16 protein-coding genes and 1 riboswitch are annotated in these 23,527 nt (G+C 42.8%); of the genes, 12 read left to right on the top strand and 4 right to left on the bottom strand.

What is annotated here, in order from left to right; all coding sequences use genetic code 11:
• Positions 1–2: 2 nt before the first annotated feature.
• From ppx to fbaB, 11 genes are all read left to right on the top strand, one after another.
• The gene (gene ppx, locus P2E05_RS08955; protein WP_154625007.1) at positions 3–1,532 is read left to right on the top strand and encodes an exopolyphosphatase; all 1,530 of its coding nucleotides are present in this window, start codon (positions 3–5) and stop codon (positions 1,530–1,532) included.
• A gap of 178 nt (positions 1,533–1,710) precedes the next feature.
• Positions 1,711–3,171 (top strand): magnesium transporter, encoded by a 1,461-nt coding sequence (mgtE, locus tag P2E05_RS08950; protein WP_154625008.1) that lies wholly within the window; start codon positions 1,711–1,713, stop codon positions 3,169–3,171.
• A 595-nt stretch (positions 3,172–3,766) separates the two neighbouring features.
• A complete protein-coding gene (locus P2E05_RS08945) occupies positions 3,767–5,122 on the top strand; it encodes an MFS transporter (protein ID WP_154624051.1) in 1,356 nt (451 codons plus the stop codon).
• Between the two features lie 271 nt (positions 5,123–5,393).
• Positions 5,394–6,632, top strand: a complete 1,239-nt coding sequence (locus tag P2E05_RS08940; protein ID WP_154624052.1) for an MdtA/MuxA family multidrug efflux RND transporter periplasmic adaptor subunit — start codon at positions 5,394–5,396, stop codon at positions 6,630–6,632.
• Positions 6,632–9,754 (top strand): MdtB/MuxB family multidrug efflux RND transporter permease subunit, encoded by a 3,123-nt coding sequence (locus P2E05_RS08935; protein WP_163861440.1) that lies wholly within the window; start codon positions 6,632–6,634, stop codon positions 9,752–9,754. The genes P2E05_RS08940 and P2E05_RS08935 overlap by 1 nt, the downstream gene beginning before the upstream one ends.
• Positions 9,754–12,828: a multidrug efflux RND transporter permease subunit MdtC gene (gene mdtC / locus P2E05_RS08930; RefSeq protein WP_154624054.1), complete on the top strand. Its 3,075-nt coding sequence runs from the start codon at positions 9,754–9,756 to the stop codon at positions 12,826–12,828. The genes P2E05_RS08935 and mdtC overlap by 1 nt, the downstream gene beginning before the upstream one ends.
• A gap of 9 nt (positions 12,829–12,837) precedes the next feature.
• Positions 12,838–14,232, top strand: a complete 1,395-nt coding sequence (gene baeS, locus P2E05_RS08925) for a two-component system sensor histidine kinase BaeS (protein ID WP_154624055.1) — start codon at positions 12,838–12,840, stop codon at positions 14,230–14,232.
• Complete coding sequence (baeR, locus tag P2E05_RS08920) at positions 14,229–14,924, top strand: two-component system response regulator BaeR (RefSeq protein WP_163861431.1); 696 nt, start codon at positions 14,229–14,231, stop codon at positions 14,922–14,924. The genes baeS and baeR overlap by 4 nt, the downstream gene beginning before the upstream one ends.
• A 146-nt stretch (positions 14,925–15,070) precedes the next feature.
• The gene (yegQ, locus tag P2E05_RS08915; protein ID WP_154624056.1) at positions 15,071–16,450 is read left to right on the top strand and encodes a tRNA 5-hydroxyuridine modification protein YegQ; all 1,380 of its coding nucleotides are present in this window, start codon (positions 15,071–15,073) and stop codon (positions 16,448–16,450) included.
• Positions 16,451–16,888: 438 nt separating this feature from the next.
• Positions 16,889–17,794, top strand: coding sequence for a lipid kinase YegS (yegS, locus tag P2E05_RS08910; RefSeq protein WP_154624057.1), 906 nt, complete (start codon positions 16,889–16,891; stop codon positions 17,792–17,794).
• Positions 17,795–17,840: 46 nt separating this feature from the next.
• The gene (gene fbaB, locus P2E05_RS08905; RefSeq protein WP_154624058.1) at positions 17,841–18,890 is read left to right on the top strand and encodes a class I fructose-bisphosphate aldolase; all 1,050 of its coding nucleotides are present in this window, start codon (positions 17,841–17,843) and stop codon (positions 18,888–18,890) included.
• 207 nt (positions 18,891–19,097) lie between these two features.
• Here fbaB and thiD read toward each other — a convergent pair whose 3' ends face one another.
• Positions 19,098–19,895 (bottom strand): bifunctional hydroxymethylpyrimidine kinase/phosphomethylpyrimidine kinase, encoded by a 798-nt coding sequence (thiD, locus tag P2E05_RS08900; RefSeq protein WP_154624059.1) that lies wholly within the window; start codon positions 19,893–19,895, stop codon positions 19,098–19,100.
• A gap of 51 nt (positions 19,896–19,946) precedes the next feature.
• Positions 19,947–20,037: riboswitch (TPP riboswitch) on the bottom strand.
• 307 nt (positions 20,038–20,344) lie between these two features.
• On the opposite strand from thiD, the gene pagP reads away from it, so the two are divergent.
• Complete coding sequence (gene pagP / locus P2E05_RS08895; protein ID WP_230085874.1) at positions 20,345–20,872, top strand: lipid IV(A) palmitoyltransferase PagP; 528 nt, start codon at positions 20,345–20,347, stop codon at positions 20,870–20,872.
• Between the two features lie 74 nt (positions 20,873–20,946).
• Here pagP and P2E05_RS08890 read toward each other — a convergent pair whose 3' ends face one another.
• From P2E05_RS08890 to mgrB, 3 genes are all read right to left on the bottom strand, one after another.
• Positions 20,947–21,363, bottom strand: a complete 417-nt coding sequence (locus tag P2E05_RS08890; protein ID WP_154624061.1) for a GFA family protein — start codon at positions 21,361–21,363, stop codon at positions 20,947–20,949.
• A 52-nt stretch (positions 21,364–21,415) separates the two neighbouring features.
• Positions 21,416–22,798 carry an amino acid permease gene (locus tag P2E05_RS08885; protein WP_196713165.1) on the bottom strand — a complete coding sequence of 461 codons (1,383 nt, stop codon included), beginning with the start codon at positions 22,796–22,798 and terminating at the stop codon, positions 21,416–21,418.
• A 197-nt stretch (positions 22,799–22,995) separates the two neighbouring features.
• Positions 22,996–23,073 (bottom strand): PhoP/PhoQ regulator MgrB, encoded by a 78-nt coding sequence (gene mgrB, locus P2E05_RS08880; protein ID WP_230085875.1) that lies wholly within the window; start codon positions 23,071–23,073, stop codon positions 22,996–22,998.
• Positions 23,074–23,527 lie beyond the last annotated feature (454 nt).

Here is a 23,527-nt window from a genome sequence, read left to right as displayed (position 1 = left end):
CTATGCCATTAACTGATATATCAACCCCTAGGCCTCAAGAGATCGCAGCGATTGACCTTGGTTCAAACAGCTTTCATATGGTGATTGCGCGTATTGTTAACGGTGCTCTACAAATACTGACGCGTTTAAAACAACGCGTGCATCTTGCCGATGGTTTAAGTGATACAAATGAACTGAGTGAAGAAGCCATGGAACGGGGCCTTGCCTGCCTTGCGTTATTTGCAGAACGCCTACAAGGCTTTACGGAAGAAAACGTCTGTATCGTAGGCACCCACTCTTTACGTGTTGCCACAAACGTTGAAGAGTTTTTGAAACGAGCCAAAAAAATCATCCCTTATCCAATTGAAATCATTTCTGGGCAAGAAGAAGCGCGTCTTATTTTTATGGGGGTAGAACACACCCAGCCCGAAAAAGGACGCAAATTGGTTATTGACATTGGAGGCGGTTCTACTGAATTAGTGGTAGGTGAACGTTTTGAACCTCTTTTAATCGATAGCCGTCGAATGGGTTGTGTGAGCTTTGCGCGAAATTACTTCCCGAATGAAGTCATTAGTTCAGAAAACTTCAATCGCGCCTATCTCACGGCTTGTTTAAAGCTTGAGCAGACCGCCAACAAGTTTAAACATATGCACTGGGATGTGGCGATGGGTGCTTCAGGGACAATCAAAGCAGTACATGCTGTGATTGTCGAGATGGGCGAACGTGACGGTATTATTACCCGCGAACGGCTCGAAAAGATTAAGCAAATGGCGCTGAAGTATAAAACTTTTTCAGCTGTTGCAATCCCTGGTCTCTCGACTGAGCGCAAACACGTGTTTGTTCCTGGCTTAGCGATACTCTGTGCTGTTTTTGATTCATTAGATATTAAAGAGTTACGCCTTTCCGATGGGGCGCTACGTGAAGGTGTACTTTATGAAATGGAAGGACGTTTTCGCCATCAAGATATCCGCCAACGTACGGCCTTGAGCCTTGCAGAACACTATAATATAGATAGAGAGCAGGCACGGCGCGTGTTAAAGACGATGGAGGAGCTATATCATCAGTGGGCTCAGCAAAATCCCAAGTTAGCCAATCCGCAACTTGAATCCATTTTAATTTGGGCTGTGATGCTGCATGAAGTTGGCCTGCACATTAATCAGAGTGGTCTACATCGCCATTCCGCTTATATTCTACAAAATACCAATTTACCGGGGTTTAACCAAGAACAGCAAACTCTATTAGCGACGCTTGTACGTAACCACCGACGTGTGATTAAATTCGATGATATACCTAAGTTTAATTTATATAAAAGAAAACAATTTTTACCATTGATACAAATTTTACGGTTATCCATACTATTAAATAACCAAAGACAATCCACAACCATCCCATCATCATTACGCTTAGAAACCGATGATGGACACTGGACACTATACCTACCTGCTCAGTATTTGTCGCAAAATGCTTTGATGCAGCTTGATCTCGAAAAAGAGAGCGCTTACTGGGAGGATGTGCCCGGCTGGAAATTAGATATACGCGAAGAATCTAATTAGTATGACGACCGTGAATACTGTCTCCCTAAGATAGGGTTCTAGTTAGTTTTACGTTAATTTGCCTTGATTGTTGATATTTATTTGGGTTAACGATCAATAAATGGCAAAATATACGTGTTTTTTCGCCAATGGATCCACACAGGTACGCCAAGTACCCGTCATTGTTTTAAGGATTAAAATGTCACAACCTGCTTCCTCAATCGATGCGGTACCAACAATCAATCCGCATTCTCAGAAACTGGCTCACATCCGCCAGCAGATTCTGACGCTATTTTTGGATGATGAAGAATTTGTCCAAACGCTTGTCGAACATGACCAACACGCTATCTTAAGCGATAAGGCTCTTAGCGAAAAAATCAATGCAGTCAAAGAACTCCTCATTGATTTACACGCCGCCGATATTGCCGATATTTTAGAGATGTTACCTTATGATGAGCGTCTAGCGCTATGGCGTCTCGTCGATAACACGGAACGTGGTGAAGTGTTAGTCGAGGCTTCTGTCGCCGTTTGGGATAGCCTGATCAAGGATATGTCTGACAGGGAATTACTTCGCGCTGTTGCTAACTTACATGTTGATGAACAAGCGTATATTGCAGAGCATTTACCACAAGATACCATGCGTAGGCTACTCACCTACCTTGACCCGAGCTTACGAAGTCGTATTCGTGAAGTTCTGCAATATGCAAAAGACAGCGTCGGACAAATGATGGATTTTGAGTTCGTCACTGTCCGCCCCAATGTCACTTTAAAAACAGTTCAACGTTATCTCCGCCAACGTGGAAAAATCCCTGAGGCAACAGATAAAATTTTCGTCGTCGATAGTCATAATTATTTGCAGGGTGAACTCCCCCTCACGACGATATTAACGCAATCACCAGAGCGTATTGTCGCTGATGTCATGAAAACAGACACGGTCACCTTCTTACCCGATGAAAAAGGTGAAGATGCAGCCAGTGCGTTCGAACGTTATGACTTGATTTCAGCAGCTGTTGTCGACAGTAACGGCCTATTAATGGGACGGTTAACCGTTGAAGATATCGTTGATAATTTAAACGAAGAGAATGACAACAGTATCCGTCGTATGGGGGGGTTGAGCCCAGAAGAGGATGTGTTTGCCCCTGTTGGTCAAGCGGTGAAAACGCGTTGGACTTGGCTTGCTATTAACCTTTGTACGGCATTCATTGCATCTCGTGTTATCGGTGTCTTTGAGGACACGATCTCCCAACTAGTCGCCTTAGCGACCTTAATGCCTATCGTTGCCGGAATTGGAGGCAATACAGGTAACCAAACCATTACTATGATTGTGCGTGCAATCGCACTTCACCAAATCCAAACAGGTAGTTTCTCATTCTTAATGTTGAGAGAACTGGGAGTTGCCTTTATTAATGGTGTCGTTTGGGGGGGAATTATGGGGGTGATTACCTATTTCCTCTATGGTGACCTCGCAATGGGCGCTGTCATGACATTAGCAATGATCCTCAACTTGCTGATGGCGGCCATTATGGGCGTTCTTATCCCATTGATTATGCTCAAAGTGGGTAAAGATCCGGCTATCGGTTCTAGTGTTATGATCACTGCAATTACCGATACTGGTGGTTTCTTTATCTTCTTAGGTTTAGCAACGCTGTTTTTGGTTTAATCCCTTTTGGCATACCCAGAAAATTACACTCTGGGTATGCCAATTATAATACTTAGCCTACCCCATTACTCACATTATTAATTTCAAACTCTCTCCCAATAATTACACGCTTTTTGATTGTTTTTTATTTTCTCGCATTTTACGACGCTGTTGATTGTCATTATTGAAATAATTCATGGCAAATAATGAAATTAATTATTTGTGACTGGATTGATGAATTAATCAACAAAAACAGCAATAAATCGCCTTATTTTCTCTTAATTCAAAAATGAGAATATATGATCTGCTGCAAAAAATTATTTATTAACATCATATAATGTGATTGTTTTGCGTGATGAAATATATAATTAAACAAAGATATATAGTTAGATTATTCATCTTGTTTACAGAGTTGCAGTTTACAAAATATGGAATTTTCTGCTATAAATGAGTGCATGCATAAAGATACAGCGTATTAACTAGGTTGTTCCATCCAAGGTTTTATACCACTTATCTGCACACATCTAATATTATTTACTGTCTGCGACAGTAAATTTAGCGGTTATTCCGAATTTAAAATAAAAAAATATATTCGGTATTTGAAAAGGATAATATTATGACATCGCAAACAACCAGCCAGCCCTCGGCAAGGCCTTTGAGAAAAGAAGATTATAAAACATTAGGGTTGTCATCTTTAGGCGGAACCCTTGAATTTTATGATTTCGTCATTTTCGTCTTTTACGCGAAAATTATTTCTCAGCTATTTTTCCCTGGTGATAATGAGTTTTTAGCTCTGATGGCAACACTAGGTTTGTTTGCTGCGGGTTATCTTGCTCGCCCGCTTGGTGGCATTATCATGGCGCACTTTGGCGATAAAATCGGTCGTAAGAAAATGTTTACTCTTAGCATTTTCTTAATGGCCTTCCCAACCTTTGTCATTGGTTTCTTGCCTACCTACGCCACAATTGGCGCCGCTGCACCATTATTGCTTCTGTTGATGCGTATTATGCAAGGTGCGGCTATTGGTGGTGAAATGCCAGGCGCATGGGTATTTATTGCGGAACATACCCCCAAACAACGCTATGGCCTTGGCGTCGGTACTTTAACATCTGGTATCACTGGTGGCATCTTATTAGGCTCCATTGTCGCCATCATTATTGAACGTAGCTATAGCGCTCAGGAAATTCATGATTTCGCATGGCGTATTCCCTTTATTCTTGGTGGTGTTTTTGGCTTTATTTCCGTTTATTTACGTCGTTTCTTAGAAGAAACCCCTATTTTTAAAGAACTGGCGGCAAAAAAAGCGTTAGCAAAAGAGTTACCTGTTAAAACGGTGATAAAATCGCATAAACAAGCATGTATGATCACTGCGGCACTGACTTGGTCATTATCTACCGCTATCGTTGTGACCATTTTGATGACCCCTGATGTTGTGCTTAAAGGCCTTTACCAGATCGACCGCGATATCGCACTGCAAGCAAACTGCGCTGCAACTTTAACATTAACGTTAGGCTGTATCTTCTGGGGTTGGTTTGGCGATAAAATGGGTACCCGTGCCTCAATGACCTTGTCATGGGGGGGGTTGGCCGTCACTGCCTTGTATTTTTATTCGTCTTTATCCACGGATATTGCAGCCTCAACATTAATATTTAACTATGCCTTGATGGGCTTTTTTGTGGGGGCTATCGCGACTACCCCTATTATCAGTACTCGCGCATTTCCACCTGAAATTCGTTTTTCGGGCTTATCATTTGCCTATAACGTGGCTTACGCCATCTTTGGTGGATTAACGCCTATCTTAACTGGAGCATGGTTACAACAATCTCATATGGCGCCAGCGTATTATGTGGCGGGAGTCTCTTTATTAGCCGTTGCTGTTGCTTACCTGCCATTAGCTTGGAAAGGATGGACCGCCAACAGCGAAGCAGAACAGAATAAAGTTGGCGCATTAAACACCAGCGCATCACGCTAATGTGACCCCCTCTGTTATGTTATTTGTTTATAAACCTGTGGTTGTTAATCGCCACAGGTTTTTTTATACAATTTAATCTGCTAACCTGCTTATTCTGCACACTAGTTGACGTTTTTTTCATATTTCCTTCATTTTTACGTGTAACCCCCACGTTAAACTATTAACATAACGCAACTGACTAATTTTTAACTATATAGCAGATGCATATCTGCGACTTTGTCCTTCTAATGTGATGTTTTTCTACTTGTTGTTGAGCTAAGCGAAAATTTAAATGAATAAACAAAAACGCCGTACTACATTCACCCGTTCAGCCATTTTCGTTGCCGTCATAATCGCTGCCGGTGCAGGTTGGTATTTTTATTCGCAAGAAAACCCTTCCAGTACCACGCAAAATAATTCCAATACCCCGCGGCCGACACGACCTAGTGGAATGCCAAATCGCATGCTCGCACCTGTTCAATACGCTAATGCGGTGGAAAAAGTTGTTCCTCGTTACTTAACTGGCCTTGGCACTGTTCAGGCTGCAAACGTCGTCACTGTCACCAGCCGCGTTGAAGGACAATTAATGTCATTGCATTTTACTGAAGGCCAACAAGTGCAAGCGGGTGATTTACTTGCTGAAATTGATCCGCGTCCATTTGAAGTACAATTAGCACAAGCCGAAGGTCAGCTTGCTAAAGATAAAGCAACTTTGGCGAATGCTCGACTAGATTTAAGCCGTTATCAAAAATTAGCCAATACGAAGGTTATTTCACAACAAGAACTCGATAATCAGCGAGCCTTAGTGTTACAAGCAGAAGGCAGTATTAAAGTCGATCAAGCATCTGTTGATAACGCAAAATTACAGCTCACTTACAGTAAGATCACCGCCCCAATTTCAGGGCGCGTCGGTTTAAAGCAAGTCGATGTAGGTAACTTCATTTCAGCTGGCAGCGCAACTCCTCTGGTCGTGATTACACAAACTCAACCTGCTGATGTCATATTTGCCCTGCCTGAAGGCGATATTCCCGCGGTTCAAAAAGCCCAATTATCCGGTCAAAAAGTCAAAGTCGAAGCGTGGGATCGCAATAATATTGCGATGATTAGTGAAGGCTACCTCTTGAGCACCGACAACCAAATAGACCCAGCCACCGGCACATTAAAAATGAAAGCCCGTTTCACGAACGAGTTACAAAGCTTATTCCCTAACCAATTTGTCAATATCAAAATGCAGGTCGAAACACTGCAAAATGCCGTTGTCATACCGACTGCTGCTTTGCAAATGGGGAATGAAGGCCATTATGTTTGGGTATTAAGTGATGATAACCATGTGAGTAAAAAATCCGTCACTGTTGGAATGCAAGATAGTCATCAAGTCGTGATTGAAAGTGGTCTAACCGCGAATACAAAAGTGATTACTGACGGTGTTGATCGTTTAACGGATGGTACCAGCGTTGAGGTCGTGAATAGTGAAACGGTCGCTAAATCAGCCAAACCGCAAAAAAATAAAAATACAGCGGAGAAAGCCTGATGCAGCCAGGGATCCAAAAAGGTGGCGGCCCTTCTCGTCTATTTATTTTACGTCCCGTCGCCACAACCTTATTTATGGTCGCGATCTTACTCGCAGGGATTATCGGTTATCGTTTTCTCCCTGTATCTGCATTACCTGAAGTGGACTATCCAACGATTCAGGTAGTGACGCTCTACCCTGGCGCTAGCCCTGAAGTCATGACATCGGCGGTAACTGCGCCGTTAGAAACACAATTTGGGCAAATGTCAGGTCTTAAGCAAATGTCTTCGCAAAGTTCAGGCGGCGCTTCAGTGATCACACTGATGTTCCAGCTCACTTTGCCATTAGAGGTTGCTGAGCAAGAAGTTCAAGCCGCGATTAATTCAGCGTCCAGTTTATTGCCCTCTGATTTGCCCTATCCGCCAATTTACAACAAAGTTAACCCTGCTGACCCACCGATATTAACACTTGCGGTAACTTCAGATGCGATGCCTCTAACGCAAGTACAAGATATTATTGAAAACCGTATTGCTCAGAAAATATCTCAAGTCAATGGTGTCGGTCTTGTGACACTGGCAGGTGGACAACGCCCAGCGGTTCGTGTCAGTTTGAATCCACAAGCAATGGCAGCAAAAGGCTTAGACAGTGATACTATTCGCACTGCGATCAACAATGCCAACGTGAACTCTGCAAAAGGGAGTTTCGATGGCCCTACCCGAGCTGTCACCCTATCAGCCAATGACCAAATGAAGTCACTGGATGATTATCGTCGTTTAATTGTTGCTTTCCAGAATGGGGCGCCGGTACGACTTGGTGATATAGCGACAATCGAGCAAGCCGCAGAGAATGCTTATTTGGGTGCTTGGGCCAATACGCAACAAGCGATTGTCATTAATATTCAACGCCAACCTGGCGCTAATGTTATCGAAACGACAGATACTATCCGCAATTTACTGCCTGAATTAATCGAGACACTGCCTAAATCAGTGGATGTTAAAATCTTAACGGATAGAACTAGCACGATTCGAGCCTCTGTCAACGATGTGCAATTCGAATTAATGCTTGCTATCGCACTGGTTGTCATGGTGATCTACCTGTTCCTTCGTAATGGTATCGCCACGTTAATTCCCGGTATTGCCGTTCCGCTTTCCTTGGTAGGCACCTTTGCCGTTATGTATTTTTGTGGTTTCTCCGTCAATAACCTCACATTAATGGCATTAACTATTGCCACAGGCTTTGTCGTGGATGATGCGATTGTGGTCATTGAGAATATTTCCCGTTATCTCGAACAAGGGGATAAACCCGTCGTAGCAGCCCTAAAGGGAGCCGGTGAAATCGGGTTTACCATCATTTCACTGACATTCTCGCTCGTGGCTGTTCTGATCCCGTTACTGTTTATGGGGGATATCGTTGGTCGCTTATTCCGTGAATTTGCTATAACCCTTGCAGTTGCTATCCTCATCTCTGCCGTGGTTTCATTAACACTCACGCCAATGATGTGTGCGCGTTTATTAAAACCCGAGTCAGAACATAAGCATAATCGCTTTGAAATCGCTTGTGAGCGTTTCTTCGATAGCATGATTGCAGGTTATGCAATTTGGCTCAAACGTGTATTAAATCATCGTTGGTTAACACTTTCTGTGGCTATCGGTACCTTGGTTCTAACTGTATTACTGTATATGTGGATCCCAAAAGGTTTCTTCCCATTACAAGATGGTGGGATTATTCAAGGTACCATTGAAAGCCGTCAATCGATTTCATTTGCAGCAATGTCGCAAAAACAGCAAGAAGTGGCCGAAAAATTATTGGCAGATCCGGCGGTCGACAATATCACGACTTATGTGGGCGTCGATGGAACCAATGCAACACTGAATAACGGACGTATTCAAATTACCTTGAAACCATTAGACGAGCGCCCTGATCGTGTAAGTACCATTATTCCGCGCTTGCAACAAATAGCGAATACTGTCTCAGGTGTCAATTTATACTTGCAACCGATGCAAGACCTCACTATCGATACACAATTAGCGCGGACGCAATATCAATTTACCTTGCAAGCCAGCTCTTTGGATGAGCTAACTTTATGGGTGCCTAAATTACTGGCGGAATTAAAACAACAACCTGAATTAGTGGATGTCAGTAGTGACTGGCAAGACAAAGGGTTAGTTGCCTACGTTAATGTTGACCGAGATACAGCAAGTCGTTTTGGTATTAGCATGTCAGCTATCGATAATGCCTTATATAATGCCTTCGGTCAGCGCATGATCTCAACCATTTACACCCAGTCTAACCAATATCGTGTCATTCTGGAGCATAATACACAAACCCGTGATGGCATCGACGCATTAAATGATGTCCGTCTGAAAGGAACTGATGGCGCAATAGTTCCATTGAGTACCTTAGTCAACATTCAGGAAGGTTATGGCCCGCTAGCCATCAATCATTTAGATCAGTTCCCAGCGACAACATTCTCGTTCAACCTTGCTGAAGGTGCCTCTCTAGAATCAGCGGTAAATGCCGTCAAAAACGCTGAGGCACAAATTGAAATGCCTAAATCAATTACCACCCAATTTCAAGGCGCTACACTCGCTTTTGAAGCGGCGTTAAGTAGTACCGTTTGGTTGATTGCCGCGGCGATTGTCGCTATGTATATCGTGCTAGGTATTTTATATGAAAGCTTTATTCACCCGATTACAATACTGTCAACGCTTCCAACCGCGGGGGTGGGTGCATTACTTGCCTTAATGATGGCAGGCAGTGAACTCGATGTGATTGCGGTGATTGGTATCATATTGCTGATCGGGATAGTTAAAAAGAACGCTATCATGATGATTGACTTTGCTCTTGCTGCTGAACGCCAGCAAGGCATGTCGCCTAAAGAGGCTATCTACCAAGCTTGCTTATTACGCTTCCGCCCAATACTCATGACAACCATGGCCGCATTACTGGGGGCATTACCTCTCATGTTGAGCTCAGGGGTCGGCGCAGAACTACGCCAACCACTGGGGATTTGTATGGTGGGAGGGCTAATTATGAGCCAAATCTTAACCTTATTTACGACGCCTGTAATCTACCTGTTATTTGATAGTCTTTCCAATAACTTAAAAGCCCGTCGTCAAAGCCGTAAACAACAGGTGTCATAATGAAGCGTTTCTTTGCACTGTTCATTAGCCGCCCTGTAGCGACCACATTGATTAGCGTCGCCATTTCGCTATGTGGCGCGCTGAGCTTTATTTTCTTACCTGTTGCCCCGTTGCCGCAGGTTGATTACCCCGTGATAAACGTGACAGCGTCACTTCCGGGCGCCTCTCCTGAAACAATGGCCTCTTCTATTGCGACCCCTCTTGAGCGTTCATTAGGGAGTATCGCGGGTATTAGTGAGATGACTTCCAGCAGTGCACTGGGTCGTACGACAATTACATTAGAATTTAATCTTAATAAAGATATCAATAATGCAGCTCGTGAAGTGCAAGCGGCGATTAATGCAGCACAAAACCTGTTGCCAAGCGGTATGCCAAGCAAACCTAGATACTATAAATCGAACCCATCCGATGCTCCCATCATGATTTTGACATTAACGTCAAAAACCCTGAGTACGGGTGAGATTTATGATATTGCATCAACCCGTTTATCACAGCGTATCGCACAAATTGAAGGCGTGAGTGAAGTTTCTGTTGGTGGGGGTTCGCTGCCTGCTGTTCGAGTTGAACTCAATCCAACGGCCTTGTTTAATCAAGGTGTATCGCTTGATAAAGTGCGTTCGGCGATAAGCAGTGCCAACGTGCGTCAGCCTCAAGGCTATATCAATGATGATGACAAGCGCTGGCAAGTGCAAACCAATGATGAATTAAAGAAAGCCGCGGATTATCGCCCCATTATTGTCCACTATCAAGATGGCAATGCCGTCAAATTAAGTGATGTCGCCAACGTTAAAGACTCCATCCAAGATGTGCGTACCGCAGGTATGTCTGGAGGAGAACCCGCTGTATTGATTGTCATCCGTCGTGAAGCGGGGGCAAACATTATTGAAACGGTTAATCGAATTCGTGCTGAACTGCCCGAATTTCAAAATATGATCCCCGCAGCAATTGATTTAAAAGTCGCGCAGGATAGAACGCCAACGATCCGTGCATCCCTGGTTGAAGTTGAGCGCGCACTCATCATTGCAATCGCTTTAGTTATACTTGTCGTTTTACTGTTTCTACGCTCAGGCCGCGCAACGCTAATACCCGCAATTGCGGTACCTGTTTCCTTAATTGGCACCTTTACTGCCATGTATCTTTGTGGATTCAGTTTAAATAATTTGTCATTGATGGCACTCACCGTTGCAACCGGTTTTGTGGTAGATGATGCCATTGTGGTACTCGAAAATATCTCACGTCATATTGAAAATGGCACTAAACCCTTTATTGCCGCGGTCAGAGGGGTTAGCGAAGTCGGATTTACCGTTGTTTCCATGAGTGTTTCCCTTGTTGCCGTATTTATTCCGTTGCTTTTAATGGAAGGATTGGTCGGGCGTCTATTCCGTGAATTTGCTATCACACTCGCCACCGCCATTGGCATATCATTGGTTATCTCACTGACACTCACACCGATGATGTGCGCCCATTTATTAAAAAAACGGATTATAAAAACCGACAAGCCTAATAGCACTCACCGTTATTTACAGCGGATACAAGAAAGTTACGGCGTCACGTTAAATTGGGTGTTATCACATAAACGCAGTGTGCTAGCGATTTTATTTGCGACAATTGGGCTCAATATCTATTTGTATATCGCTATCCCTAAAACGTTTTTTCCTGAGCAAGATACGGGGCGTTTACTCGGTTTTGTTCGTGCTGACCAAAGTATCTCATTTCAAGCGATGAAAGAAAAAATGACGCGCTTTATGCAGCAAGTCAAAGCTGATCCTGCCGTCGAAAGTGTCACAGGTTTTACAGGCGGTAGTCGCGTGAATAGTGGTTCTATGTTTATTTCTTTAAAGCCACTCGATGAACGCACAGAGAGCGCCAATGCGGTCATTAATCGATTGAGAGCTAAGTTAGCCAAAGAACCGGGCGCTAACTTATTTATGATGCCAGTACAAGATATTCGTGTTGGTGGTCGGCAAGCAAACTCCAGCTATCAATTTTCGCTATTGGCCGATGAACTCAATGCCCTACGCGAGTGGGAGCCCGCAATACGTAAAGCTATTGCAGACCTTCCTCAAGTCACCGATGTGAACTCGGATAAGGAAGATAAAGGCGCTGAAATGGCTATGACCTATGATAGAGATTTAATGGCTCAATTAGGTATCGATGTCCGGATTGCTAATGACCTGCTGAATAACGCTTTTGGTCAGCGTCAAGTTTCCACCATTTATGAGTCCATGAACCAATATAAGGTCGTCATGGAGGTTGCTCCTGAGTACACTCAAGATGTCAGCTCACTGGATAAGATGTTTGTTATCAATAGTAACGGTGAAGCGATACCATTGTCTTATTTCGCTCGCTGGCAACCTGCAAATGCACCATTAAGCGTAAACCATCAGGGCCTATCGGCATCCTCAACCATTGCCTTCAACGTCGCTGAGGGGTATACCCTTGAAGAGGCTATTTCAGCAATCGAAAAAACAATGACAGCGCTTGGCGTCCCCTCCACGGTTAGAGGTACGTTTGCAGGCACGGCTCAAATATTTCAAGATACTCTAAAATCACAATTATTTTTGATTTTTGCCGCGATTATCACCGTATACTTAGTGTTAGGTATCTTGTATGAAAGCTATATTCACCCATTAACCATCTTATCGACATTGCCTTCGGCTGGTGTTGGTGCTTTACTCGCTTTGGAGCTATTTAATACCCCATTTAGCCTAATCGCGCTAATCGGGATCATGCTTCTCATCGGTATAGTGAAGAAGAACGCCATTATTATGGTTGATTTTGCAATCCAAGCTCAACGTAATGAAGGTTTAACGGCCCGTGACGCTATTTTCCGCGCCAGTTTACTCCGTTTTAGACCTATTTTAATGACTACGCTTGCAGCAATCTTTGGCGCCCTACCACTCGCGTTAGGAAGTGGTGATGGTGCAGAGTTACGTCAACCATTGGGTATCACGATTGTGGGTGGCTTGGTGATGAGTCAGCTTCTCACCTTATTTACCACACCCGTCGTGTATTTATGCTTTGATCAACTCAGACAGCGTTATAGCAAAAAAGCAGTAACGCTTACTCATTAAGGCAACATAATGAAACTGAGATTTAATAGTGTCAGCACCCGATTGTTTTTGGCCATTTTTGCCACCTGCATACTGCTTGTTGTTATCATGCACCAAGGTGTGCGCATGAGCTTTCAACATGGTTTTATCGATTATATTCGCGAGAATGATCAACAGCGTACTGAACTTATTGCCGATGCTCTTGCTGAACAATACGATGAAACCGGCAGCTGGCGTTTTTTAATACGGAATGAACGTGCCTTTTTTCATATTTTACGCAGCATAGAACATCACCAACGTGCCCTTCCTCCTACCAAACCAAAAGGTTGGCGTTCTTATTTTTGGGTTTACGATAGCCAAGATCAGTTGATTTTAGGCCGTGATGTTCCTTTACCGGATGATGTCATCCGTCAACCAGTCGTCACATCCAATGGCAAGACTGTGGGTTGGGTGATTGCCAGTAGTGGCGATGGTATCAGCAGTGAAATTGACCGCCGCTTTGATGAACAACAGATGCTAACCAGCTGGCTAATTGCAGGATTATCTTTAGTTGTTGCCTTAATCGCGACTCTTTTGTTAGCAAGAGGCTTTTTAAAGCCCATTAAACGGCTTTTATATGGGACTAATCAGCTTGCTAATGGTGATTTTTCAATCCGTGTTGCGGAAGTCGGCCACGATGAACTGGGGCAATTAGCGAAAGATTTTAACCATTTAGCTTCAACCCTTGAAAAAAATGAACAGATGCGTCGCGACTACATGGCGGATATCTCTCATGAGTTACGAACACCATTATCCGTCTTACAAGGTGAATTAGAAGCGGTACAAGACGGTGTTCGTAAAGCCACCCCTGAGACCATTAATTCTTTACTCGCAGAAACGCAAACATTGATTAAACTCGTCAATGATTTGCATCAACTGTCTCTGTCTGATCGTGGTTCATTAGTGTATCGCATACAGTCTGCGGATATTATTCCATTAATTGATATGACGATTGGCCAAGCCCATTGGCGACTTGAAGAAAAACAGTTAACCGTTGAGGCCAATTTACCTCAGCAGCAAATCATGAATATCGATCCTGACCGTATCCTACAGCTCTTTTATAATTTAATGGAAAATAGCCTACGCTATACCGACCCTCTCGGTAAAATAGTGATTCGAGCCACTGTTGAAAATGACCAGTTTTCCCTTTATTGGGAAGACAGTGCTCCGGGGTTAACGGCACAGCAATGTAGCCACCTGTTCGAACGCTTCTATCGCGCTGAAGAGTCTCGTAGCCGTGCTAGCGGCGGCTCTGGCCTAGGATTGGCAATTTGTTATAATATTATAGAAGCCCATAAAGGAAGCATACATGCTAGCCCTTCTTCTTTAGGTGGCGTATGCATTGCTATCCATTTACCGCTTAATCAAAAGGAAAATGAGCAGTGACAGTATTAGAAACTTCAAGTGCCAATGTATTGGTTGTTGAAGATGAGCCAAAACTTGGACAACTACTGTACGATTATCTTCACGCCGCTGGGTACCAGCCTTCACTGCTACAAAGGGGTGATGGCGTCGTTGATTATGTGCGACAACATCAGCCGGATATTATCCTACTTGATTTAATGCTGCCGGGTATGGATGGATTGAGCATTTGCCGCGAACTGCGGAAGTTTTGCGAAATACCGATTATTATGGTGACGGCAAAAACCGAAGAGATCGACCGTTTATTAGGTCTTGAAATCGGTGCTGACGACTATATTTGTAAGCCTTTTAGCCCTCGCGAAGTGGTGGCACGCGTGAAAACTATCTTACGACGTTGTCAGCGTCTCCCCATCTCCGATAAAAGCAAGACACAACTGGTCATCGATGAAAATGCTTTTCAGGTTCGCTACGGCGAACAGCTGTTAGAATTGACCCCCGCTGAATTCCGTTTACTGAAATTCTTGTCTGATAACGCCGGAACCGTTTTCTCTCGTGATCAGCTACTTGATATTCTTTATGATGACCATCGTATTGTTACCGATAGAACGATTGATAGCCATGTGAAAAACTTACGTCGTAAACTTGAATCCCTCGACAGTGAAAAAACGTTTATTCGCTCTATTTATGGTCTTGGTTATCGGTGGGATGAGGTCTAGCCTTATTCATTGATGCAGGTCAGTTAGACTTACTTTTTGTGGGGAATATTTTGATTTCCTGAAAAATCGCGCTAAAATCAGCTCCCTTTAAAATACTTATCCTCTAAAGGGTAAGTCCTGACTTGACATCAGACAGAGAACCAACCATGTTTACACCAGAATTATTATCTCCAGCAGGTTCGTTAAAGAACATGCGTTACGCCTTTGCTTATGGTGCCGATGCCGTTTATGCGGGACAACCTCGCTATAGCCTGCGCGTACGTAACAACGAATTCAACCATGAAAATCTCGCTAAAGGGATCCAAGAAGCCCACGAGTTAGGTAAGAAATTCTATGTTGTTGTTAACATCGCGCCGCATAATGCCAAACTCAAGACTTTTATCCGTGATCTCACTCCTGTCATTGAAATGGGACCAGATGCATTGATTATGTCTGACCCTGGCTTAATTATGATGGTACGTGAAGCCTTCCCTGACATGGATATTCACCTGTCCGTGCAAGCAAACGCCGTTAACTGGGCATCGGTAAAATTCTGGAAGCAGATGGGGTTAACGCGAGTGATCCTATCGCGTGAGTTATCCCTTGAAGAGATTGCTGAAATTCGTAAGCAAGTGCCTGATATCGAATTAGAAGTGTTTGTTCATGGTGCACTTTGTATGGCTTACTCTGGCCGTTGTCTTCTTTCAGGTTATATTAATAAACGTGACCCCAACCAAGGTACTTGCACCAATGCTTGCCGTTGGGAATATAAAGTCGAAGAAGGTAAAGAAGACGAGGTTGGCAATATCGTCCACATGCATGAGCCTATCCCTGTCAAAAATGTTGCCCCTACGTTAGGCGAAGGCACCCCAACGGATAAAGTATTTATGATTGAGGAAGCAAAGCGTCCAGGTGAATATATGACCGCCTTTGAGGACGAACATGGCACTTACATCATGAACTCGAAAGACTTACGTGCTATTGAACACGTCGAAAATCTAACAAAAATGGGTGTTCATTCACTGAAAATTGAAGGACGTACAAAGTCATTTTATTATTGTGCACGTACGGCGCAAGTTTATCGTCGTGCTATTGATGATGCTGTTGCAGGCAAACCTTTTGATCCTACCCTTCTTTCAACCTTAGAAGGCTTAGCTCATCGCGGCTACACGGAAGGCTTTTTACGTCGTCATACTCATGATGCTTATCAGACTTATGAGTACGGTTACTCAGTTTCAGAAACGCAGCAATTTGTGGGCGAATTCACAGGAAAACGCGTTAATGGACTTGCTGAGGTTGATGTAAAAAATAAATTCAGTGTTGGTGATAGCCTAGAATTAATGACACCCGCAGGCAATATTGTGTTCACCCTTGAGACGCTTCATAACCGTAAAGGGGAAGCAATTGAAGTGGCACCAGGAAATGGGCATATTGTGTACCTTCCTGTTCCCGATGATGTTGAACTCGATTTTGGTTTATTGATTCGGAATCTGGCAGGCACCACAACACGTTCACCTCATCAGCCAGAAATGACAACTACAGCTTAGTTCAGACACTTATTATCTATTCTGATTATAATGCTAGATATCAATAATTTAATTTATTGATTTTCTAGCATTTTTTATTTCCTCAATTTATATTATTTCCTTATAAAACAGGATTATCAATTGATAATCATTCTCATAAATAGTGATTCTCCGTGAAAATGTATTTAATATCCATTTTTATGCAATAGATCACAACAATTAGCTATTCAATGTCGTATAGTCACAATCGAAAATGAAGAACTAGAAAGTCATAAAATAAGACTAGGAACCACCTCCTTGGCTGGCTCAATCTCCCTTGAGCTAGCCATTTCTTTTTTTACCTCTGCGAACTCCCCGTTAATTATACTTATTTTAGCCATGTGATTATTTAATAGTTGCCACTACCCCAACTATCGGGTCTATACTTTTATCACTCTTTTTTTCATTACAAGGATCAAAATGGCTATCGATAAGCTTCATCGCGCACTCGTTATTCTTAATGGCAAACAAGCAGCCAATCCTGAACTCAGAAAATCAATCTATCAACTACGTGACGAAGGTCATACGATTTGGGTGCGTATCCCATGGGAAAACAGTGAGTTACCTATTTTTATTGAGGAAGCCATAAAGCAAGGCGTAGAAACCATTATTGCAGGCGGCGGTGATGGCACCATCAATGCGGTATCAAGCGCGCTAATGGCTTTACCTGACACACAACGCCCAGCTATGGGGATTTTACCATTAGGAACCGCGAATGATTTCGCCACTAGCGCTAATATTCCTATGGATATCCATGCGGCTTTAGCATTAGCAGTAAAAGGTAAAGCTTTTGCTATCGATATTGCTAGAGTGAATCATGATGCTTTTTTTATGAATATGGCCACTGGGGGATTTGGTACACGCATCACCACAGAAACGCCAGAAGCCCTAAAATCCGCTCTCGGTGGCGCGGCCTATGTGATTAACGGCCTATTACGCCCTGACACCCTAAAAACTGATACCTGTAAAATTGAAACTGAACATTTTAACTGGGAAGGCGAAACTTTAGTCGTCGCCATCGGCAATGGTAAACAAGCAGGTGGAGGTCAGCAACTCACTCCAGAAGCGTTAATCGATGATGGTAAATTGAATTTATTGATCGTGCCTGCGCGTGATGTGATACCCGCCCTACTGACGAATTTGTTCACCAATGACAAAAATCAGCATTTAATTGAAAAAACAACTTCTTGGGTCAAAATTTCATCCCCCCATGAAATGGTATTTAATTTGGACGGAGAGCCACTTTCTGGTGAAACTTTCACCTTTGAGTTACTACCTGAAGCGATCCACTGCCGATTACCGCCTCAATGTGGCTTGTTATCTTAAATTTAATGATTAACATCCCCTAGACTTTTGTTAAATGGAGGAAGTCATGACTGATATCGCCAAGCTGTTAGGTTCTGAAGCATCAACGCTTCTTGACCATCGTTGCCAAACCATTCCCCGTGACAGCATTTATTTACCTGGTTCTGATTTTGTCGATCGTGTCATGATCGATAATAACCGCCCCAATAGCGTCCTTCGTTCAATGCAAACTTTATTTAATCATGGTCGCTTAGCGGGAACGGGTTATTTATCTATTCTTCCTGTGGATCAAGGCGTTGAGCATTCAGCAGCAGCCTCATTTGCCGCTAACCCCCTCTATTTTGATCCTAAAAATATTGTAGAGTTGGCCATTGAAGCCGGTTGTAACTGTGTTGCCTCTACCTATGGCGTACTGGCTGCCGTTTCCCGTCGTTATGCTCATAAAATTCCTTTTTTAGTTAAGCTCAATCATAACGAAACCCTTAGTTATCCAGCACAATATGACCAAACACTCTATGCAAGTGTCGAACAAGCATTTGAAATGGGGGCGGTTGCTGTAGGTGCTACCATCTACTTCGGTTCTCATGAGTCTCGTCGCCAAATTGAAGAAATCTCAGCGGCATTTGAACGGGCACATGAACTTGGTATGGTCACAGTTCTCTGGGCTTATTTACGCAACTCCGCATTTAAAAAAGATGGCGTTGATTACCATGCAAGTGCCGATTTAACAGGGCAAGCTAACCACATCGCGGCAACTATTGGCGCTGATATTGTTAAGCAGAAAATGGCTGAAAACAATGGGGGCTATAAAGCCATTGGGTTTGGTCATACTGATGAGCGCGTTTATACCAAACTGACAACAGATAACCCAATCGACCTTGTACGTTATCAATTAGCCAACTGCTACATGGGACGTGCGGGCCTGATCAACTCCGGCGGCGCTTCAGGGCAAAATGATTTAAGTGATTCCGTTCGTACTGCTGTAATCAACAAGCGTGCAGGTGGTATGGGATTAATATTAGGCCGTAAAGCCTTTAAGAAATCGATGAAGGAAGGCGTCGAGTTAATCAATGCCGTGCAAGATGTTTACCTGAATAAAGACATCACCATCGCTTAAGCTTTATCTACCTAACGTCCTCTGATTGCAGGATAAAATTGTTGACAAAGCGGGATAAAAAACCTCTTTTCCCGCTTTATGTTATCAGGAAAAATGATACTCAATTTTCCTAATTGATTTTCAATCAGCATAGCCAATATGCCAGCAAGCACACTCTGTCAATCAGTAACATGGAGCCTTCATAAGAAGGCACTTTTGTGGTTCACCTTACCACCACGCATGAAAATGATGAACAGGTCCGATCCCTTCCCCCACCTCTAAGCTATCCGCATGCTCTAACGCCGCTTGTAAATATGCTTTGGCTTCAGGAATCGTTTGCTGCCAATTAGCAAATCGAGGCCTCAGTGCCGCTAATGCGGCAGACAGAGTGCAGCCTGTACCATGAGTATGACGCGTATTCACTCTTGGTGACGTAAAGCGCCACTCGCCTTCAGGAGTAATCAACCAATCGGGACTTTCACTGTCAGTTAAATGTCCACCTTTCATTAAAACCGCCTGACACCCCATTTCTAGTAATCGATGCCCTTGACTGAGCATTTGGGCTTCTGTTTTCGCGACTTGTTCATCTAACAATGCCGCCGCTTCAGGTAAGTTAGGGGTAATAAGTGAAACCAAAGGCAGAAGCTCACGTCGCATCGCATCAATTGCGTCAGGAAGTAATAATGGATCACCACTTTTAGCGATCATCACCGTATCTAAAACAATATGAGGAATATGATATTGCTTTAAGGCTTGCGCCACGACAGCAATGACTTCTTGGTTGAATAACATGCCGATCTTAGCGCTATCAATACGCACATCACTAAGTACCGATGCGAGCTGCGCAGCAACAAACGTATCAGGTAATTCGTGAACTGATTGCACACCTCGGGTATTTTGCGCTACCAAAGCAGTCATTACACTCGTTCCATAAGCACCGAGTGCCGAAAACGTTTTTAAATCCGCTTGGATCCCAGCGCCACCAGAAGGGTCTGTTCCAGCAATGGTTAACGCATTGATTCTCATGAAATGTCACTCCTAAGCACAGCATAAGGAGTGGTCTATTGGAAGGTTTATCATTGACGCTTCCGACTTCCCTACGCTGGCATTATCCAGATCAGGTAATACGGGTGCTTCTCAGTCTTAAGCGACGCCCCGAGCCAAAAATACTGAATAAGTATCGCATTTTTTCTCGCAACAGACCAGCCTATCAGCCATAGCTTTCCTTACATGGCTGATTATGCAGAGACAATTAAGATAATGCCCAATATTAGGCAAATTCAATTAATGCTGTTATAACTCACCTATGTAAACTAAAATAATTAAAGTGTATAAGCATATTATCAGTCATGATAGTCGAGACTTATTACCCATATTTATCTACTTCAATGCCATCGAAACACGCATTAACCTGAATCGGATTTACAATGAGAGTTAATAAAAAATTGCAGCAAGTTGTAGGAGCATCAGCTTTAATGATGACTTCCATCTGCTTCGCGTCATCCACCAACACAGCTCAAGAGTCTGAGGGACTCTGGGATAAATTTACTCGAAATGTCAGTACTACTTGGGATTCGGATCAATACGACATCTATATTCCTGTTTTAACATGGCATAACCGGTTTACTTACGATAAAGAAAAAACCGACAGTTATAATGAAAATCCTTGGGGATTTGGTCTCGGTAAATATCGCTATGATGAAGATAATGACTGGCATGCCTTATATGCTATGGCGTTCATGGACTCACATAACAAAGTCGAGCCAATCGCAGGTTATGCTTTTCAAAAAATGTGGATCCCAGGCGAACTGGATGGTTTTAAAATGGGGGCAGGTTTCACGCTAAGCGTGACGGCTCGTGATGACTACTACTATATTCCATTGCCTCTACCACTCCCATTAGTTTCTATGGAATATGACCGATTAGCGGTTCAAGCCACTTATATTCCAGGAACTCATAATAACGGCAACGTGTTATTTGCCTGGCTTCGTTGGCAGTGGTAATCCGTATTATTCATTAAATAACAACAAAAGTGGTCAGCAACAGTATTCTGTTACTGGCCATTTTGATTGATGCATTATTTTTGATTCGTTGCTTTCCGATAAGTTAAATACCCAACAACACCACCACCGCCATCTTGCGGGTGATTTATGCCATCCATAACATTGACTGTTTCGAAATCAAAAGGCGAAACGCCTTCTAGGCAAGCAACATTCACGCCATATTGTTCAGGATTTGAGCGCCGTTGATGAAAGGTATAAATGCCACAAACAGAACAGAAGAAATGAGCAGCCTGCTGTGTGTTAAACCGATACTCGGTTAACTTTTGTTTGCCTTCAAGAATTTCAATACCAGATAATGGTGCAGAGACTGCAATTGCCCCTCTCATTCGGCAGTAGGAGCAATTGCATCGTCTTAGGGTATTCAATCCATCGGTGAGTGTTACTTTGAATTTAACGCTGCCACAATGGCATTGGGCAAATCGTGTCTCCATAAAGCCTCCCATCAATGAAATGAATAATTACATTAATTGATGTTGAAGCTAATTAATTAGCTGTCGATGCCTTGTTTTTTTCAGCTTCTTGTTTCTTCGCCCCAGAGAACTGATAACCAATCCATAGCACCGCAATCCATACTGGCATGATCAAGACCGAGATCCTTAGCCCATCCATCATTAAGATAATAATTAAAATCATCGCTAAAAAGGCTAAGCACAGGTAATTGCCGAATGGATACCAAATACTTTTAAACTTCGTTTCAATACCTTGTTTGTTCATTTGCGCTCTAAACTTTAAGTTAGAAACACAAATCATAATCCAGTTAAGAACCAGCGTTGTCACAACCAATGTCATCAGTAAAGCAAATGCTTTACCTTCCATGATAAAGTTGATCACAATTCCGCCAGAAGTTGCAATACCCGATACGATCAGCGCCATGACAGGCACGCCACCTTTATTTACTTTCGCCATAAATTGAGGGGCATTTTGTTGTTGCGCTAAGCCATATAACATACGGCTTGTACAATAAGCTGCACTATTATACACCGAAAGAGCAGCGATCAAGATAATCACGTTTAATGCATTTGCAACCAGCATGTCACCTAATTCATGGAAAATTAAAACAAATGGACTTGTTTCACCATCTAGATTAACCCATGGGTATAAAGCCAGTAATACCGTTAGTGAGCCTATATAGAAAATCAGGATACGATAAACAACTTGGTTGATCGCCTTCGGAATACTTTTTTCAGGCTCTTCGGCTTCCGCGGCAGTGATCCCAACCAGCTCAAGGCCACCAAATGAGAACATAATAATGGCTAATGCCATTAATAACCCTATAAAATCATTAGCAAAGAAACCACCATGCTCCCATAAGTTAGAGATGCTGGCTTGTGGGCCACCTTTACCGCTCAATAATAAATAACAACCAAAGACAATCATCGCAATTACAGCAATCACTTTAATTAAAGCAAACCAAAATTCGGTTTCGCCATAAGAGCGCACATTGATTAAGTTGACCGCATTAACAGCAATAAAGAAAACAGCAGCAGAGACCCAAATAGGTAAGTCAGGCCACCAACGTCGCATATACTCCCCAGCTGCGGTCAGTTCCGTCATCCCTACGAGGATAAACATAAACCAGTAATTCCAGCCAGACAAGAAGCCTGCAAAACCGCCCCAATACTTAAACGCGAAGTGGCTAAATGAACCTGCAACAGGCTCTTGAACAATCATTTCCCCTAACTGACGCATAATCAGAAAGGCGATAAAACCACATAATGCATACCCTAGTAATACAGAAGGCCCCGCCATCTTAATCGTTGTGGCTATTCCAAGAAACAACCCTGTACCTACGGCGCCCCCCAAAGCAATCAATTGGATATGCCTATTCTTTAATCCACGCTTTAGCGTCTGCTGCTCTTGCGCCATAACTTTACCCTTATCATCCTATGTATTTGCTTGTTATCTCTAATTATTGAGCAAATCATACACGTTTATTTGAATTTTATTATTAACACTATCTCAATACCTACTCTGCCCTATTATGAGCATTTAGCATATTAAATATTGAGGTTACGTGACAAAAATTGCAGAAGGAGCACATTATGACGCATAAAAGAATAAATTCAAAACGGTAACCAGTCAGTGACTCCGCAGATACCATATATAAAGTTTTCGCCGCCTTGGTCGCAAAGGCTATCCATCGCTAAAAGATATAAGAAAATGCAGGTTATCACGATGCAAATACCGATCACCAATTTGTATTTCAACTATGATCTCCCTTAAAAACGGCGTAATACATATTACTTTTCATGGTGTTATAATTAATTCACTCTCGAGTAAGGTGATATGGCTATCTGTCGATGATGGTTAACATAAAATGTTACATCAGTCATTCAAGTAAAGTTTGAGGAAAATAAGCAATTTCCATCCATTTTTGTATTTATGCTCAATTTTCCAACTAATCGTTAAAAACCCAGTTTGATTGACTTTTTTTTCATCAATTCAATGGCAATTCCGCACAACCAGCCTTTGTCATAAACAAATGAAGTTGTGTATACTTCAGCTACTTTATTAAGGGCTATCAGAAGTTAATGTTTATTTTTCAATCATATTGATAAATATTCTGCTCGCCGCTTCATCAATAATGATAGACAA

The sequence above is a fragment of the Providencia stuartii genome, from assembly GCF_029277985.1.
Classification (GTDB): Bacteria; Pseudomonadota; Gammaproteobacteria; order Enterobacterales; family Enterobacteriaceae; genus Providencia; species Providencia zhejiangensis.
The sequence above is the reverse complement of the archived record's forward strand: the minus strand, read 5'-3'. Positions and strand labels throughout refer to the sequence as shown.

What these genes read in the sequence shown, in the direction of transcription:
- baeS (WP_154624055.1), top strand. Translation starts at nt 12,838, where the DNA reads ATGAAACTGAGATTTAATAGTGTCAGCACCCGATTGTTTTTGGCCATT.
- P2E05_RS08945 (WP_154624051.1), top strand. Translation starts at nt 3,767, where the DNA reads ATGACATCGCAAACAACCAGCCAGCCCTCGGCAAGGCCTTTGAGAAAA.
- thiD (WP_154624059.1), bottom strand. Translation starts at nt 19,895, where the DNA reads ATGAGAATCAATGCGTTAACCATTGCTGGAACAGACCCTTCTGGTGGC.
- P2E05_RS08935 (WP_163861440.1), top strand. Translation starts at nt 6,632, where the DNA reads ATGCAGCCAGGGATCCAAAAAGGTGGCGGCCCTTCTCGTCTATTTATT.
- P2E05_RS08885 (WP_196713165.1), bottom strand. Translation starts at nt 22,798, where the DNA reads ATGGCGCAAGAGCAGCAGACGCTAAAGCGTGGATTAAAGAATAGGCAT.
- ppx (WP_154625007.1), top strand. Translation starts at nt 3, where the DNA reads ATGCCATTAACTGATATATCAACCCCTAGGCCTCAAGAGATCGCAGCG.
- P2E05_RS08890 (WP_154624061.1), bottom strand. Translation starts at nt 21,363, where the DNA reads ATGGAGACACGATTTGCCCAATGCCATTGTGGCAGCGTTAAATTCAAA.
- fbaB (WP_154624058.1), top strand. Translation starts at nt 17,841, where the DNA reads ATGACTGATATCGCCAAGCTGTTAGGTTCTGAAGCATCAACGCTTCTT.
- mgtE (WP_154625008.1), top strand. Translation starts at nt 1,711, where the DNA reads ATGTCACAACCTGCTTCCTCAATCGATGCGGTACCAACAATCAATCCG.
- P2E05_RS08940 (WP_154624052.1), top strand. Translation starts at nt 5,394, where the DNA reads ATGAATAAACAAAAACGCCGTACTACATTCACCCGTTCAGCCATTTTC.
- yegS (WP_154624057.1), top strand. Translation starts at nt 16,889, where the DNA reads ATGGCTATCGATAAGCTTCATCGCGCACTCGTTATTCTTAATGGCAAA.
- mgrB (WP_230085875.1), bottom strand. Translation starts at nt 23,073, where the DNA reads ATGGATAGCCTTTGCGACCAAGGCGGCGAAAACTTTATATATGGTATC.
- mdtC (WP_154624054.1), top strand. Translation starts at nt 9,754, where the DNA reads ATGAAGCGTTTCTTTGCACTGTTCATTAGCCGCCCTGTAGCGACCACA.
- yegQ (WP_154624056.1), top strand. Translation starts at nt 15,071, where the DNA reads ATGTTTACACCAGAATTATTATCTCCAGCAGGTTCGTTAAAGAACATG.
- pagP (WP_230085874.1), top strand. Translation starts at nt 20,345, where the DNA reads ATGATGACTTCCATCTGCTTCGCGTCATCCACCAACACAGCTCAAGAG.